This is a genomic window from Mycobacterium shottsii (genome assembly GCF_010728525.1).
GTDB lineage: Bacteria > Actinomycetota > Actinomycetes > Mycobacteriales > Mycobacteriaceae > Mycobacterium > Mycobacterium marinum.
This window is the reverse complement of record NZ_AP022572.1, coordinates 3,478,041-3,492,530: the sequence shown is the minus strand read 5'-3', so window position 1 is coordinate 3,492,530 and position 14,490 is coordinate 3,478,041. Positions and strand designations below refer to the sequence as shown.

The 14,490-nt window shown below is 62.9% G+C and carries 14 protein-coding genes, 3 pseudogenes and 1 riboswitch; of the genes and pseudogenes, 10 read left to right on the top strand and 7 right to left on the bottom strand.

Annotated elements, in window-relative coordinates; translation table 11 throughout:
• Positions 1-4 precede the first annotated feature (4 nt).
• The 5 genes and pseudogenes from G6N41_RS16110 (at position 5) to G6N41_RS16090 (ending at position 5,225) form a co-directional block, all read left to right on the top strand.
• Positions 5-271, top strand: coding sequence for a hypothetical protein (locus G6N41_RS16110; protein WP_015356035.1), 267 nt, complete (start codon positions 5-7; stop codon positions 269-271).
• Positions 259-1,767, top strand: a complete 1,509-nt coding sequence (locus G6N41_RS16105) for a condensation domain-containing protein (RefSeq protein ID WP_198913348.1) — start codon at positions 259-261, stop codon at positions 1,765-1,767. The genes G6N41_RS16110 and G6N41_RS16105 overlap by 13 nt, the downstream gene beginning before the upstream one ends.
• Before the next feature lie 14 nt (positions 1,768-1,781).
• A pseudogene (locus G6N41_RS16100) lies at positions 1,782-3,155 on the top strand (hypothetical protein).
• Positions 3,156-3,218: 63 nt separating this feature from the next.
• Entirely contained in the window at positions 3,219-4,463 is a 1,245-nt protein-coding gene (locus G6N41_RS16095) for a glycosyltransferase (RefSeq protein ID WP_198913347.1), read from the top strand.
• A gap of 27 nt (positions 4,464-4,490) precedes the next feature.
• Positions 4,491-5,225: a GAP family protein gene (locus G6N41_RS16090; RefSeq protein ID WP_198913346.1), complete on the top strand. Its 735-nt coding sequence runs from the start codon at positions 4,491-4,493 to the stop codon at positions 5,223-5,225.
• A gap of 118 nt (positions 5,226-5,343) precedes the next feature.
• Here G6N41_RS16090 and G6N41_RS16085 read toward each other — a convergent pair whose 3' ends face one another.
• A complete protein-coding gene (locus tag G6N41_RS16085; protein WP_231608536.1) occupies positions 5,344-6,093 on the bottom strand; it encodes a glycosyltransferase family 2 protein in 750 nt (249 codons plus the stop codon).
• Positions 6,094-6,194: 101 nt separating this feature from the next.
• Here G6N41_RS16085 and G6N41_RS16080 point away from each other — a divergent pair, with 101 nt between their 5' ends.
• Entirely contained in the window at positions 6,195-6,866 is a 672-nt protein-coding gene (locus tag G6N41_RS16080) for a class I SAM-dependent methyltransferase (protein WP_198913345.1), read from the top strand.
• A gap of 45 nt (positions 6,867-6,911) precedes the next feature.
• Here the strand turns inward: G6N41_RS16080 and G6N41_RS16075 are convergent, their stop codons facing one another.
• From G6N41_RS16075 to G6N41_RS16060, 4 genes and pseudogenes are all read right to left on the bottom strand, one after another.
• Positions 6,912-7,694: a glycosyltransferase family protein gene (locus tag G6N41_RS16075; protein ID WP_231608535.1), complete on the bottom strand. Its 783-nt coding sequence runs from the start codon at positions 7,692-7,694 to the stop codon at positions 6,912-6,914.
• A 243-nt stretch (positions 7,695-7,937) separates the two neighbouring features.
• Complete coding sequence (locus G6N41_RS16070) at positions 7,938-8,171, bottom strand: Rv1535 family protein (RefSeq protein WP_020728659.1); 234 nt, start codon at positions 8,169-8,171, stop codon at positions 7,938-7,940.
• Between the two features lie 285 nt (positions 8,172-8,456).
• A riboswitch (M-box (ykoK) riboswitch) is annotated at positions 8,457-8,626 on the bottom strand.
• Between the two features lie 177 nt (positions 8,627-8,803).
• Positions 8,804-9,937, bottom strand: a pseudogene (locus tag G6N41_RS16065) (nitronate monooxygenase).
• Between the two features lie 132 nt (positions 9,938-10,069).
• Entirely contained in the window at positions 10,070-10,633 is a 564-nt protein-coding gene (locus tag G6N41_RS16060; RefSeq protein WP_020728657.1) for a carboxymuconolactone decarboxylase family protein, read from the bottom strand.
• Between the two features lie 574 nt (positions 10,634-11,207).
• Here G6N41_RS16060 and G6N41_RS29610 point away from each other — a divergent pair.
• Positions 11,208-11,336 carry a hypothetical protein gene (locus G6N41_RS29610; protein ID WP_259594201.1) on the top strand — a complete coding sequence of 43 codons (129 nt, stop codon included), beginning with the start codon at positions 11,208-11,210 and terminating at the stop codon, positions 11,334-11,336.
• 107 nt (positions 11,337-11,443) lie between these two features.
• Here G6N41_RS29610 and G6N41_RS16055 read toward each other — a convergent pair.
• A pseudogene (locus G6N41_RS16055) lies at positions 11,444-12,315 on the bottom strand (IS5 family transposase).
• A gap of 67 nt (positions 12,316-12,382) precedes the next feature.
• Here G6N41_RS16055 and G6N41_RS16050 point away from each other — a divergent pair.
• From G6N41_RS16050 to G6N41_RS28660, 3 genes are read left to right on the top strand one after another with little or no spacing between them, the layout of a single operon-like run.
• The gene (locus tag G6N41_RS16050; RefSeq protein ID WP_198913343.1) at positions 12,383-12,622 is read left to right on the top strand and encodes a hypothetical protein; all 240 of its coding nucleotides are present in this window, start codon (positions 12,383-12,385) and stop codon (positions 12,620-12,622) included.
• Positions 12,598-12,759: a hypothetical protein gene (locus G6N41_RS16045; RefSeq protein WP_198913342.1), complete on the top strand. Its 162-nt coding sequence runs from the start codon at positions 12,598-12,600 to the stop codon at positions 12,757-12,759. Before G6N41_RS16050 ends, G6N41_RS16045 begins: the two co-directional genes overlap by 25 nt.
• A 5-nt stretch (positions 12,760-12,764) precedes the next feature.
• Complete coding sequence (locus G6N41_RS28660; protein ID WP_231608534.1) at positions 12,765-13,340, top strand: hypothetical protein; 576 nt, start codon at positions 12,765-12,767, stop codon at positions 13,338-13,340.
• Positions 13,341-13,379: 39 nt separating this feature from the next.
• Here the strand turns inward: G6N41_RS28660 and G6N41_RS16035 are convergent, their stop codons facing one another.
• Entirely contained in the window at positions 13,380-14,450 is a 1,071-nt protein-coding gene (locus G6N41_RS16035; RefSeq protein ID WP_231608533.1) for an IS3 family transposase, read from the bottom strand.
• Between the last annotated feature and the right edge of the window lie 40 nt (positions 14,451-14,490).

Genomic DNA, 14,490 nt, shown 5'->3' with positions numbered 1-14,490 from the left:
GCATGTGAACACCACATTACCTGGCACGTCGAGTGCCGTCACCACCCCAGTCGGTTGGCCGGTATTGGGGGCCGGCCAAACCGACACGTCGCGGGTGATGTTGCAGCGTGGCAACACCGACTCGAGCCCAAGCGACCAAAGCCGCTATCTGAAGCCCGGCTCAACGGGGCCCCTGCAAACATCACAACCGTTTCAGGTTTTGTGGACCACCTGCAGCTCTCCGGTGCACCGCAACCTGCTGGGCGACTTGGAGGAGAAATGGTCAGAGTAGCGAAGGTCGAAGCTGGGACAATCAGCGACTGGCATCCTGAGCCGGGCACGTTGGTGTCGTGGCAGCCATCGCGTGGCTCGCTCGCCAAGGCCGCCAAAGCGCCGATAAGCCCGGTGCCGCCCAGCTACATGCAGGCCCATCACCTTCGCAACTTCCGGTCCTACCGCGAGCGCGGACTGGAATTGTCGCGGTTGCTCATTTCCTCCTGGGACATCCCCGGAATTTGCGACATCCGCACCATGACGCACGTCGTCAACGCACACATGCGCCGTCACGACACCTTCCGCAGCTGGTTCGAGCACACCGAGGGCGATCACTTCGTGCGCCGGACCCTCGAGCGGCCCAACGACATTCAGTTCGTCGCCGTCGAACACGGTGAGCTGACCACCCAGAGTCAATGGCGCGAGCATCTGTTGGCCACCCCGAGTCCGCTGGAGTGGGGGTGCGTGCGCTTCTCGATCATTCAGCGTGCGGACCACTTCACCTTCTGCGTGGCCATTGACCACCTTCACTGTGACGCGATGTTCGTCGGCGTGGTGTTTGCCGAAATTCACCTGATGTACCTGGCCCTCGTCAGCGGCGGAGCTCCGCTGCGGTTGGCCGAACCGGGCAGCTACGACAACTACCGCAACCGGCAGCGTGAGCACATCTCCGGTCTCACCCTGGATTCCCCGGTCATGAGCAAGTGGACCGAATTCTTCGACAACAACGACGGCTCCCTTCCCAAATTCCCACTGCCGCTTGGCGATACCTCCGCGCAGTGCGAAATGATGGGCGTCCGGCTGATGGACGAGCGCCAGACCCTGGCTTTCGAAGCCGCCTGCATGTCGGCGGGGGGCCGGTTCTGCGGGGGCGTGTTCGCAATCTCGGCCGTGGTCCAGCACGAATTGACCGGAGCCGACGAGTACTACGCGATTGTCCCAATCGACATCCGCCGCACCGAAGAAGACTTCATGACGACCGGATGGTTCACCGGCTTCGTGCCGATCACCGTTCCGACCGTGGGATCGTCGTTCGGCGAGATCGTCAAGGCAGCCCAGGAATCCTTCGACTCCGGTCGCGACTTGGCGGAGGTGCCCTTGGACTGCGTGATGGAGCTGGTGCCGTGGCTGCGTGAGGGGCAGTGGGGAGCACCCTTGCTGTTCTACTTGGACGCCGGCATTCCGCCGCTGTCAGCCATGGCGAACTCCCATGTGGAAGGTTTGCGCGCCCGCCTCTGCCACGACGGCGGCATGATGGGTCAGATTGACATCCGGGTGAACCGGCTCGAGAAAGAGACCCAGCTGACGGTGTTGTTCCCGAACAACCCGGTGGCCCGTGAGTCGGTTACCCGCTACGTCGAGGCGCTGAAGTCCGCGTTTGTTCGGGTGGCCGAAGGACGCGACGTGATGCCGGCGCGCTCGCGCACCGGCAGTCAGCTGCACCTCGCCTACAGCCGGCGTACCTACGAACCCCCTGCGACGGTGTCCCCTTTGACGTCATGGCGTACCGGCTAGGCGGAAAACAAGGGGTGCTCAACGAGTCTCGGACCCGCAGCTCGTCGGCCATGACGGATAACAGGATCGCCTTTCTCGACCAGGCGGCTTTCCTGAGGCTGCGGGCTACCGGTTTCGAAACGGTCGGTCAGACTTTGTGGATTTATGACCGCGAAGCGGACATGGACGGGTTGCGGCGGTTCAACGAGAACCTCGGCTATGGGCTACTGGGGCGCCGGATCGAGCGCTCTCCGTTGCCTTTCGGTCGTCCTCGATGGGTCGCCCACCACGAAGCGCCTGACATCGACGTCGCCGCGACGCCCCGGCCGCGAAGCGAAATTACGGCGTGGTTGGACGAACGCGCACAGATTCCAGTTGACCCCGAGTATGGGCCCTGCTGGCATCTGGGGTTCCTTCCGCTGCAGGACGGCGGCACGGCGGTCAGCGTGGTCATCACCCACTCGGTGGTGGACGGTGTCGCCGGTGGCCTCGCCGTCTTCGAGGCCATCAACGGCATCACCCGGGACTTCGGATATCCGCCGCCGGGATCGCGCGGCCGGACGGAAGGCCTGCTCGTCGATCTATGGGATGCCCTTCGTGGATTGCCAGAGGTCTTCCGGGCCCTGCTCGCGTTGATCCTCATCGTGCTCAGACGCGATACCGGAGCAGCAGGCCAACCCGGCAAGCCGCCGACCGTGTCGGACGGCGCCGATGAACCGATCGTGACTCCATCGGTGACGGCGTTCTGCGATCTGGAGACCTGGGATTCCTGTGCTCTCGATCTGAGCGGGTCCAGTGGTTCGCTGTTCGTGTCCTTTGCTACCCGACTTGCCCAACTCATGGGCCGGGTGCGGGCGACAGATGGCGCCGTCACGATAATCATGCCGGTCAGCGAACGCACCAACGATGACACTCGGGCGAATGCTGTCACGGCAATCACCTTCGATCTCGACCCCGATCGCGCGCGAACCGATTTGCAGTTCATCCGCAACTAAACGAAACAAAGCCTGTCCGCGCTGAAAGACACCCCTAACGAGCTGCTCAAGCCTCTTCCACTGGTGCCCTACACACCGAAATCGTTGGCCCGGAAAATGGAAGTGCTGGCGATGGCAACGTCGGATCCGCCGGTGGGTTGTTCCAATCTTGGCGAGCTCAGTCAGGCTCTGACCCGGGTCGACGGAACCGGGGCCCGGTATTCCTCCGCGCGCATGTTCAACCGAGGAGCCACCAGACAACGCTTTGAACGGGAAAGCGGCGAGCTATATCTGTTTTCCGGGCAGCTCGAAAACTCGGTATTCATCAGCGTATCGGCTTACCAACCCGGCGCCGAGAACTCGAACCAGTACCTCAGAGGACTGGTGGAGCAAACACTTGCCGACTATTCGTTCAAGGCGGAGATACTCGGATGACTGGGGCCGGATAGCTGGGTCGATTGGGGTTTTAAGGACGGAAGAAGTGGTTGGGGGCCGCTGATGAAATTTGCACTGGCGATAAGCGGCACGCGAGGCGATGTCGAACCGTGCGCTGCACTCGGGCGGGAGCTATCGCGCCGAGGCCACGAAGTACGCGTCGCAGTACCCCCCAACCTGACCGGCCTGGCCGCGGCAGCGGACTTGGAGGCGGTGCCCTACGGCCCCGACACCGACGAGCTGCTCAACGACGAGGACAACCTCCAGGAATTCTGGAAGCCGCAAACTTCGATCAAGTTGGTGCGCGAGGGCATATCGGATCTGCGCCAGGCCTGGTCCGACATGGCGACAACCCTGAAAACGCTGGCAGACGGCGTCGACCTGGTCCTGACCGGCATGATCCACCAGGGCATCGCCTTGAACGCCGCGGAGTATTACGGGATTCCGCTAGCAACGATGCACTTCCTCCCGTCGCGGGTGAACAGCCGGGTCATACCGATCTTGTCGCCGCGCTTGAACCGCTCGGTCATCTCAGCGCTGTGGTGGGTGCATTGGCGCGTGACCAAAAACCCCGAGGAAGCGCAACGACGCGAGCTTGGTATGACCAAGGCGTCCTCATCCTCGACTTCGCGAATTCTGAAAGGCCGCTCACTCGAGATCCAAGCCTATGACGAGCTTTGCTTTCCCGGGCTGGCCGCTGAGTGGGCGGAATGGGGCGATCGCCGACCGTTTGTCGGTGCCCTGACCCTGGAAATGCCGACAGATTCCGACAACGAGGTGCTGTCGTGGATCGCTTCCGGAACGCCGCCGATCTACTTCGGCTTCGGCAGCATGCCGGTGGAATCGCCCGCCGCAACAATCGCCATGATCAGCGCGGCGTGTGCGGAGTTGGGCGAACGTGCATTAATTTGCACGGGTTCGAATGATCTGGGCGGCTTGCAAGCCCCCGAAAACGTGAAGTTGGTCTCCGGGGTATCGCACGCCGCGGTATTTCCGGCGTGTTGCGCAGTCGTGCACCACGGCGGGGCCGGAACAACCGCAGCGGGTATGCGGGCTGGCATCCCGACCCTGATCCTTTGGATCTGGATAGAACAACCGATCTGGTTGGCGCAGATCAAACGGCTAAAAGTTGGCTCTGGACGTCGTTTGGCGTCGACCACAAAAGAGACATTGGTCAGCGATCTCCGCTGCATTTTGGGTCCCGATTACGTCGCTCGCGCCCGCACGATTGCAAATGAGATGAGCAAACCTGGCGAAAGCGCCACGCGGGCAGCAGATCTTCTGGAAAATGAGGTGTCGGTTAGCTGAGTCGGCGAGGGGATGGGGGGGGGGAAGATGTGCACCACGGTATTGATCCTGGCGGTGATGACGGCGACCGAGCCGGTGCGTCTCGGGGTTGCCATCTTCCTGGTCTCCAAGCCGCGTCCGATGGTGAACCTGCTCGCATTCTGGTTCGGCGGTATGGCGACCGGGATCGGCGTCGCGCTGGCCGTTCTACTGCTGCTGGGTGACCTCGCCAACGCCATTGTCGACAACGTCTCGTCGCTGGCAGCAACGTCGGTTGTCGGGCACCTACAAGTCGGCTTGGGCGTCGTCGCGCTGCTGGTCGCTGCCCTGGTCGCGACGGGGTTCTCGGTGCGCTCACCGGCGCTGGTCGCTTCCGGCGCCGGAGACTCGTCGACGCTGATGGTCGCGGAGACCCCGACCCGCTTCTCCCGGTTGATGGCGAGCGCTCAGGGCGCTCTCGAAGGTGGGTTCCCCTGGGCCGCCTTCGTGGTTGGCCTCAGCTCGGCCGGCCCACCGCCGGTCGAATACCTGGTGGCGCTCACGGCCATCGGGGCCTCAGGAGCCGCAATGGGCACGCAGCTCAGCGCGACCTTCGTCTATCTGCTGGTGATGCTTGCGATCATCGAGATCCCGCTGATCAGCTACCTGGTGTACCCCGGCCGCACCGAGGCAACCATGCTGTGGCTGCGCAACTGGTTGCGAGCCCACCGGCGCCAGATCATCGCCGTTGCTGTCGGCTTGGCAGGTATTGCCCTGGTCACAAACGGTATGGGCACCATCTGAGCACCGGCCCGCACGGCGTGGCTCCATTCAGGTTGCTTTCGGACCCGATGGTCGACTAACAGTCCAAGACTGTGCCGCCAGCGTCCAGGCGGCCAATACTCCCCGGTAGGAAAGCGATCTATCGGATTACTTTGTAGCCACGGCGCTTTTGTAGCCGCCGCGGCAATATTTCGAACGAGGCCCACTGGAAATAGAGCCGCCAGTACCCGACGGTGTCGAACCGGCGGGTCGAGGTATAGACCGTGTCCGTTGGCACATAGAAGAACTTGCCGAGCTTACGGGCCTGCTTGATCAGCAGCAGGTACTCCCCCATGATGAGATGCTCGTCGAATCTGAGCTCCGGAAACAGCGAACGCTTGGCTATCTGGATGGCATATGAGCCACCCAACCGGTGCAGTAGGTCATAACAGGCGAACCAGGCGCGCGCGTGCCGGCCGCCACCGAGCGGCAGAACCTTCGCGGTACCCACGGAGAGCGGCTTGCGTGATGCTCGCAACTGCGCATCGAGATCGAGGAGGAAATTGGGCTTCAGGATCGTGTGCGCATCCAAGAAGACCACCCAGTCGCTGCGCGGCGACAGCCGGTCGATACCGAAGTTCTTTGCTGCCGATACTGCGGCCGTGTCGCTGCTGAAGACGCGGACGTTGGGGCCCTCGAACTGTCTTGCGACATCGAGGGTGCGGTCCGAGGAGCCGTTCTCCACCACGATTACTTCAAAGGACTCGGTGGTATATGAAAGGCTACTGGCGTGTTCGAGGGTGGAAGCGATGTATTCCTCTTCATTGTGTGCGGGAATGACGATAGAGAAACGCAGCTCCCGAGAGCCGGCCATATCGGTATTCCCCCCGGTTGATGCCTCACCCAACACGAAGCGATCCTAGCAGGATCTGGTTGCTGGAACCCCGATAACGACCGGCGCAACGGGGCTATGCTCGGGGGCGCTTCGCTTTACAGGACGGAATAGCAGCCATGCACATCGCCAGAGAATCGAAAAGTGTTACTGAATATTACCGCCCAACGCAGACGGAGATACTGCGGTTCGTTCCAACAACCGCACAGCGGATCCTTGACCTCCACTGCGAGCAGGGCACGCTCGGGGCAACGCTCAAAGAGCGTACTGGCGCAGAGGTCTGGGGCATCGAGTCCGACTCACAAACGGCCCAACAGGCCAGCGCGGCCATCGACCGGGTACTCGTCGGCGCCGTAGCCGAGCGGATCGCGGAGCTGCCGGACAACCACTTTGACGTGATCGTCTGTAACGACGTCTTGGAGCGCCTGGTCGACCCGACTGCGACGCTGAAACAGCTTCGGCGCAAGCTCACGTCCGAGGGCGTCGTCGTCGCGGCGGTCCCTAACATCCGCTTCCTACCGGCTCTGAGCAAGGTGCTGTTTCGAAAGGATTTCCCGCAGGAGGATTTTGGCACCTTCGACCGCACCTACATTCGCTTCTTTACCCGCAGGAGCCTGGTGCGGTTGTTCAAGACGTCAGGCTTCGGGGTACGCCGGATCGAGGGAATCAACGCCTGGAACGGGACCATTGGCGTAGCGCTGGCCGTCCTGACCCTCGGATACTTCGCCTACGGCCGATACCTGCAATACGCCTGCATCGCGTCACCATCAGCTTCAAAGCCCACCTCCTGAGAGTTATCCCGAGGGGTTGTCGTCAGATTGAGGAAGCGGCCGAAGTCACTGCTCGAGCTGGTGGGTCGTGTACGCGATCGGGCTTCCCGGCGCCGCTTGCGGCAGCGTCCCGGGGGGAAATAGCTTGCGCCACTTACGGCCATGAACGCGCCGCATTGCCCGCTCCATGGCGGAGTTGGCGCCGATCAAGTACCGAAGCTTCCCGAAATGCTTGTTGGCCGTTCCGCGGCCGAAATGGTTGATGTACGCCATCTCGGTTGTGTACAAACCGAACTCAGCATCGCGAGCACGCAGGGCTAGATCAAGGTCCACGCCCCACCCGTAGCGGCCGAAGGTGCGCAGGTCCATGCCTCTGACCGACCGCCAGCATTCTCGAGACAACGCAAGTGCGGTTCCCTCGACCGCACTTACCGTCCGATATCGCGGTCGGGGAATGTAGTTCGCGGCCTCGGGTTTCTGGTCATCTTCCGCGCACGGGAACCCGTGATCGATCATCGGCCCAACGATTCCGGTATCGGCGGGCAGGCGCGGATCGAGCAGGCCGGCAACGAATCCCTTTGAGATCCGGGTGTCGTTGTTGAGTGTCATCGCGTAGGAGGGCCCTTCCGAGGACGCAATTCGGAATCCGAGATCACTCCCCCCAGCCCAGCCCAGGTTTTCACGCGGCGTGACAACGCGTTCATTGCCGATCTTGGGGTAGTCGCCCCGGTTGTCGACGATCAGATACTCCGCGCTCTCGCGCTCCATGTCACCGACCAATGCATGCGTGTACTCATGCTGCCCGAACACCGGGACAATAATCAGTACGGACATGAGTTGACCGTACACTGACCGGGTCGGCGCCCAAGTCCATTCCGGAACCAGCGCCGCAGTCGACGGCCAAGGGCGGGGCCGCCGCCCAACGCCGATTGCATCAGCCCGGCGCGCGGATGCGGTTGTTGTGCGCCAATAGTTCCAAGGGGTTGCCAAGCCACAGAACACAGACGTCTACGTCTGTGGCGTGGCAACCCCTTGGAACCGTGCGTCAGCTACGGACGCGCTCGCAAGGCTGCGATGTTCGCAATCCATGGCTCACGCCTGGACTTCGAGCAATCCAACGCGCCAGAGTGCTGCGTAGACGTGGCGCACCGGAACGCTCAGCAACCGAGCCGCGCCGGCGACCAGCGGGTCGCCCCCGACGAAGTCGCTGCGGTTGGCCGACTTCTTCTTGGCCGCCGGAACCGGAGGTGGCGTTCCATCGCGTACTACCGTCAGCCGCGGCGCGGGCGATGCGGTTACCACTTCATCGAAAACAGCTACGGTCATGATGCCCTCCCGGACAGGTTCGAACCGAGAATGAATTGGACTGATATGTCCCGTCCCGTAGCGATTCCGATCCAAGAGCGTTTGGTCCGCAGACCATCTGCGTGGGCAAATTCAGCTGAGGACGTCGCGCTTGGGGCCGGATCGGGACGAAACATAGCCCGGATATCGACCCGGACTGCCACTGGAACTCATGCGTCCCTCACCTCCTCACAACCACGACGCGTGCGGATACCCGCACGATTTCCATGCGCAAAGGAGTACAGAAGCCCAACGAACGTCGGAGAATCCGCACCCCACTCGTCAAAGCTTTGGCACCACACGACGTGTCCGGTAAACCGGAAGCCACCTGGGCTCAACCCTTAAGCCGGGAGGAGCTGTCCTGACCCGGGGCGTCTTTCGACGTTCGGGGTCAGTGGCCTATGTTCGTGTAGCCGCCTCACCTAACGAGGTGCTTGCCTGACCGATCATGCATGACCGGGCTGCGCGGGTCAACGTGAACCGGTGCCCGTGTCCGATTCTTTACGCTTTCCCCCGGCACGCTGACAGCTTTTCTCCAGGTTAGACGCTTCTGAGCTGGGCTTTTGATACCGAAGCCGATGTATTTGAGATGGCTTTGAATCAGATGCCGACGATCAATCGGCGAGTCGCTCCAGCCGCCCGATGGTGTCGATGAACTCCTCGACCATCTCCAGCACCACCGACCGAGTCGGCCGCACACGGTCAAGCGAACCGACAACCTGACCCACGAAATAGGTGGCCAGTTCCCGTGCCTTGGCTCCGGGTTGGACGGCAGCCTGGTTGATTCGGATCTGCGACTCGGTGATCAGCGTGGTCTGCAGCGGCATACCAAGGGGTTCGGGGGTATCGGGGCGGGCCCATTCGTCGGTCCAGGCGGTGCGCAGCATCCGTGCCGGTTTGCCCGTCATCGACCGCGAACGCACAGTATCCGAGGAGTTCGCCGCCAAGAACTTGTCCTTGACCGCCGGGACCGTCTCGGCTTCCTCGGTGGTCAACCAAACCGACCCGCACCACACGCCTTCGGCTCCAAGCGCCAGTGCGGCGGCGATCTGGCGGCCGCGGGCGATACCGCCGGCGGCCAGTACGGGTGTCGGCGCAACCGCATCCACCACCTCGGGAACCAGCACCATCGTGGCCACCTCGCCGGTATGACCGCCGGCCTCGGTGCCCTGCGCGACGATCAGGTCGACACCGGCCGCCGCGTGTCGTCGCGCATGTTGGGTGGTCCCGGCCAGGGCCGCTACCAGCACTTCCTTCTTGTGAGCCCGCTCGACGAGATCGTTCGGAGGCGGCCCCAGCGCACTGGCAATCAGGCGGATGCCATGGCTGAAGGCCACGTCTAACAGCGGCTCGTAGCCTTTCGGCGAGATGTTGAGCCCTCCCCCGGATCGCGAAGTCCGCTCCGCTCCGGCTTCCGGGGACGGTGCGATGCCGTAGCGGGCCAGCAGTTCCTCGACGAACGCCCGATGCGCTTCGCGCACCAACTCGCGAGCCTGCCCCGGGTCGATTCCTCCCTGCTCCGCCCCGACGTATTTGGGCGGCAACAACAGGTCAACTCCGTAGGGCTTTCCGCGCGTTTGCTCCTCGATCCAGGTCAGCTCGCTCTCCAGCCGTTTCGGGCTGTGAGCGGTGGCACCCAGAATCCCGAAACCGCCCGCGTTGGTCACCGCGGCGACCACGTCTCGGCAGTGGCTAAAAGCTCAGATGGGAAACTCGACGCCGAGCATTTCGGCCACTCTGGTTCGCATTTCCCGACGCTAAGAATCCCAGACCGATATGTCAATCGAATCGCATGACACTCAACGCGTTACGTGTTCAGCCTTCGCGAACTTGGCCGAAGAATTCACCCGTGCTGTTCCGCAACTGCGGCGACGTTGCCGCTAGGGCGAACAGCCATCGGGCGGCCAGCTCGCCACGCCATCCTCCAACGGAACCTTGAGGCTGTGCAGGATCGAGGCAACCATGCGCCACGCACTGATCGCGGTGACGAGTTCGGTAAGAATCGTTACGTCCCCATGCAATTCGCGCTCACACTCCGCCCAGCTCGAGGCACTCACCGCGCCGTCGCGCACGATGTCGTCGGTCGCTGCCAACACAGCACGCTCGGTCGGACCGAATCCGTTGTATTGGCGCCAATCACGCACCCCGAGTAGGTCCTGGGCGGAGACCCCCAGGCCGGAGGCAACGCGCCAGTGCTGGGTCCATTCGTAGTCGCACGCGGTAAGCCACCCGATCCGCATGATCACCAATTCGCGCAGCCGAGGGTCGAGGGCGCCATGCCAGAGCATGGTCGCGAGCAGGTCGTTGAAGGTCCGGGCCAGCCGCGGATGGTTCAGTAACGCCTGAAAGATGCTGAGCTCAGCCATGTAGTTGGGCACGCCCGCTTCGTCGGCGGCGGCCTTGGCCTCGTTGACCGGCAGTAGTGGCACGCGGGGAATAGTCATAGTCTGTCACTCCGTTGGGCTCGCCGACTACCAGCGCACTATGAACTATCAACTCGCGAGTCAATTGCAGGCGCGTTGCGGCGCAGCACAAAACGGCCATCACATGACAAACCCCGCGATGGCGCGGCATCGGACAGGTCCCGCGACACGCATTTCCCAAGACGCTCGCTTTGCGTGGCTGGGCGGCCGAACCGGCTACGCTGCGGATGCTGCCAACTCCAATAGACGTCAAGAGACTTACTTCAATAGATGTAGAGATCGGTCCTTCAATAGATGTAGAGATCGGTCTGTGGCTATGGCCGGACCCCGTGAACTGGTCCGCGGCGAACGAGAGTCATTCATCGGTGGGTACAGGCGGCAGCATAGCGGGCAGGCGGTAGGTAGCCCAGCGATCGGCAAGCATCACGAGAAATGCCCGTGAAGCGTCCTCGGTGCATCACGTAAAAATGCCCGCGAAACGGTCGATCCTTGGCAGGCATGGGAAGTGGGCTGTCGATGTCGTCTCGGGCCGAGATCACCGCGAAGTTCGCCAGGGCGTATGTGGGGCGCCGACAAGGGGCAGATTCTGGATCAGGTGGTGGCGGTCACCGGCTGGTCGCGTGACAACGCCCGACGGCGGTTGAGGGCGGCGGCCGCGCCGCCGGGAGCGGGTCGGCAGGTCGCCAAACGGACTCGCCGGCAACGCAATCCGAAGTACTCCTAGGATGCGCTCAAGGTGTTGCAGAAGGTGTGGGCGGCCTCAGGCGGGCAGTGCGGCCGGTACCTGGCCGCTTCCATGGCACTTCAGTTGGATGCTCTAGGTCCTGTCTGCTAATTGCGGACGCGGTGGTAGGTGATGATGGCGGCCAGGGTGACACCGCCGAGGTAGGTCAGGGCGTATTTGTCGTAGCAGGTGGCGACCGCGCGCCAGTGTTTGAGCCGGTTGAAGCTTCGCTCGACGGTGTTACGGTGCTTGTAGATTCGGCCTGAGAACCCCGGAGGCCGTCCTCTGTTGCGGCCTTTGGCTTTGCGGCGGGTGATCTGGTCGCTGCGCTCGGGGATGGTATGGGCGATCTTGAGCCGGCGCAGCTGTGCCCGCGTCGAGTCATGGGAGTACGCCTTGTCCGCCAGCAGGTGAAACGGGGCGTATGAGTTGCTGCGCCGGGCGGCCAGCAGTGGCCAAAGCATCGGATTATCACCGGCTTGACCGGCCGACAGTGCCAGGGTGACCGGACTGCACAGCTGGTCGGTCAAGGCGTGGATCTTGGTAGTCAGCCCGCCGCGGGAACGCCCAATGGCGTGGTCATCGGGCTCATCGAGATATTTCTTGTAATTCGACAGATCCCCTGTGCGGCGCCCGGGCGCGCTCCGGCTGCGTGTTGGTGGGCGCGCACACTGGTCGAATCGACCGACAACAGTGCGCCCAGGTCGGCGTCCTCGGCGTCGAGGTCAGAGGCGATCGCCGCGAAGATCCGCGCGTAGATGCCATCGACCGACCAGCGTAGATGCCTCTCGGCCACCGATTGCCAGGGACCGAAGTGCTCGGGCAGGTCACACCACGGAGATCCCGTACGGTAACGCCAGATAATGCCCTCCAGAGCACGTCGATGATCGTTCCACGGCCGGCCACGCCGCCGCCCCGCAGGCAACACCGCCACGATCAGCGACCACAAATCATCAGAAATCGCATGCGTCCGCATCACCCAAACAGCATCAGCCAAAACACCATTCACATTAAGCAGACACGCCCTAGAACGCCACGGCGAACTGGTGGACGGCCGTGACCGTTACGGCCCGGCGGTGCGTGCCGAGCTGTTGGCGATGAGCAGCGCCACGATCGACCGCTACCTGCGCGGCGCCAAGGCCCGCGACCAGATCTCGGGTGTGTCGACGACGAAACCCTCCCGCTGCTGCGGTCCTCGATCACCATCTGCAAAGCAGGCGATGAGGCCGAAGAATCTCCGGGGTTCTTCGAAGGCGACACCGTGGCGCACTGCGGCCCGACACTGAAAGGTGAGTTCGCCCGCACGGTCAACCTCACCGACATGCACATCGGCTGGGTGTTCACCCGCACGGTGCGCAACAACGCCCACCCCCACATCCTGGGCGCCCTCAAAACCGGAATTACTAAAATCCCTATAAGGTAACGGGTTTGGACTTCGACAACGGCACCGAATTCCTCAATAAGGCGGTCATCAAGTGGGCCGCGGACATGGAGATCTTCTTCACCCGCTCACGACCCTACAAGAAGAACGACCAGGCCACCATCGAGTCCAAAAACAACCACCTCGTGCGTCGCTACGGGTTCTACTACCGCTACGACACCGACGAAGAACGCGCCGTGCTCAACCGGCTGTGGCACCTGGTCAACGACCGGCTCAACTACCTGACCCCCACCATCAAACCCATCAGCTACGGCTGCAGCCGCGACGGTCACCGCCGCCGGCTCTACGACAAGCCCCAGACCCCTGGACCGGCTGCTGGCCGCCGGAGTCCTCTCAGCGGCCCAACAAACAGAGCTGCTCACCTACCGCAACAGCCTCAACCCCGCCGCGATCGCCCACCAGATCGCCGACCTGCAAGCCGCCCTGCTCAGACTCGCCAAAGACAAGACCGAACAGCTCTACCTCGCCGCCATACCCGCCGCTCTACCCGCCCTCAAAGCCGGCATCCGCATCAAAAGCAAGACCACCACCTGACCCCGATTTCGCGGGCATTCCTTACCTGATGCATGAACCAGGTTTCGCAGGCATCTTGACTTGATGCATCACGGCGATGAATGCCGCCGATGATGGTTGTACTCGTGCTTCCAGTCGCCGATGACGACACGGGCCTGGGCCAGCGACCAGAAGCTATTGATGTTGAGGCACTCGTCGCGGATGCGGGAGTTGAACGACTCGACATAGCCGTTGCGCCATGGCTCGCCGGGCGGGATGAAGTGGAGTCCGACCTGGCCCTCGGCCCAGTCTGCCATTGCGCTGCAAGCCAATTCGGGTCCGTTGTCACACCGCAGCACCGCGGGTAAGGCCCCGCGCCCGGCGGCTATGCGGCCCAACTCCTCGGTGAGGTGATCACCGGTGATGCTGCGCTCGACCATACCGCCGAGGCATTGGCGGGTGTGCTCGTCGATGATCGACACGATCTTGATCGGCCGCCCATCGGTGGTCACGTCGAACTGGAAGTCCACCGCCCACACCCGATCGGGTGCATCGGCGACTACCTCTGGCGGGGCGGTGGAGGTGCCGTGCCGTTTGCACTTGCGACGCTGCGGGACCCGCAGTCCTTCCTCACGCCAAAGCCGTTGCACCTTCTTATGGTTCACTTCCCAGCCTTCGCCGCGGGCATCGTGGTAGGCCGGTCGGAACCCGCGACGAGGATGCTTGTTGGCGTAGTCGCGTAGCCACTCCCTCAGAGCGGCGTCCGGATCGGCCGGCGTGCCCGCAACCGGTTCGTGGCGTTGGGTGGCGCGGTGCTGCCCGGTGACGCGGCAGGCAAACCGCTCGCTGACCCCAGCACGCGCTGGAGATGACGAACGGCCGCCCGCCGGCGCTCCGGGCCTAAAAGTTTCCCGGGCGATCTCCCACAGCGCGTCCTTCTCCAACTCGGCATCGGCCAACAACCTTTTGAGTGCGGCGTTCTCGCGTTCGAGGTCCTTGAGCCGTTTAGCGTCCTCGGCCTTCAGGCCGCCGAACTGGTTGCGCCACCGGTGGTAGGTAGCCTCAGAGACCCCCAGCTCGCGGCAGACCGCCGCGGTGTCCTTGCACTCGGCCAACAGCCCGTCCGCGGTCATCAGCTTGCGCACAATCTGCTCCGGACTGTGCCGTTTCCTCGTCGCCATGATCTTGTCGAGCCTTCCTGCCCACAACGTGGGCCACAAG

Coding starts and splice junctions, on each gene's coding strand:
- G6N41_RS16105 (WP_198913348.1), top strand. CDS start 259: ATGGTCAGAGTAGCGAAGGTCGAAGCTGGGACAATCAGCGACTGGCAT.
- G6N41_RS16095 (WP_198913347.1), top strand. CDS start 3,219: ATGAAATTTGCACTGGCGATAAGCGGCACGCGAGGCGATGTCGAACCG.
- G6N41_RS16090 (WP_198913346.1), top strand. CDS start 4,491: ATGTGCACCACGGTATTGATCCTGGCGGTGATGACGGCGACCGAGCCG.
- G6N41_RS16080 (WP_198913345.1), top strand. CDS start 6,195: ATGCACATCGCCAGAGAATCGAAAAGTGTTACTGAATATTACCGCCCA.
- G6N41_RS16070 (WP_020728659.1), bottom strand. CDS start 8,171: ATGACCGTAGCTGTTTTCGATGAAGTGGTAACCGCATCGCCCGCGCCG.
- G6N41_RS16060 (WP_020728657.1), bottom strand. CDS start 10,633: ATGACTATTCCCCGCGTGCCACTACTGCCGGTCAACGAGGCCAAGGCC.
- G6N41_RS16035 (WP_231608533.1), bottom strand. CDS start 14,450: ATGGCGACGAGGAAACGGCACAGTCCGGAGCAGATTGTGCGCAAGCTG.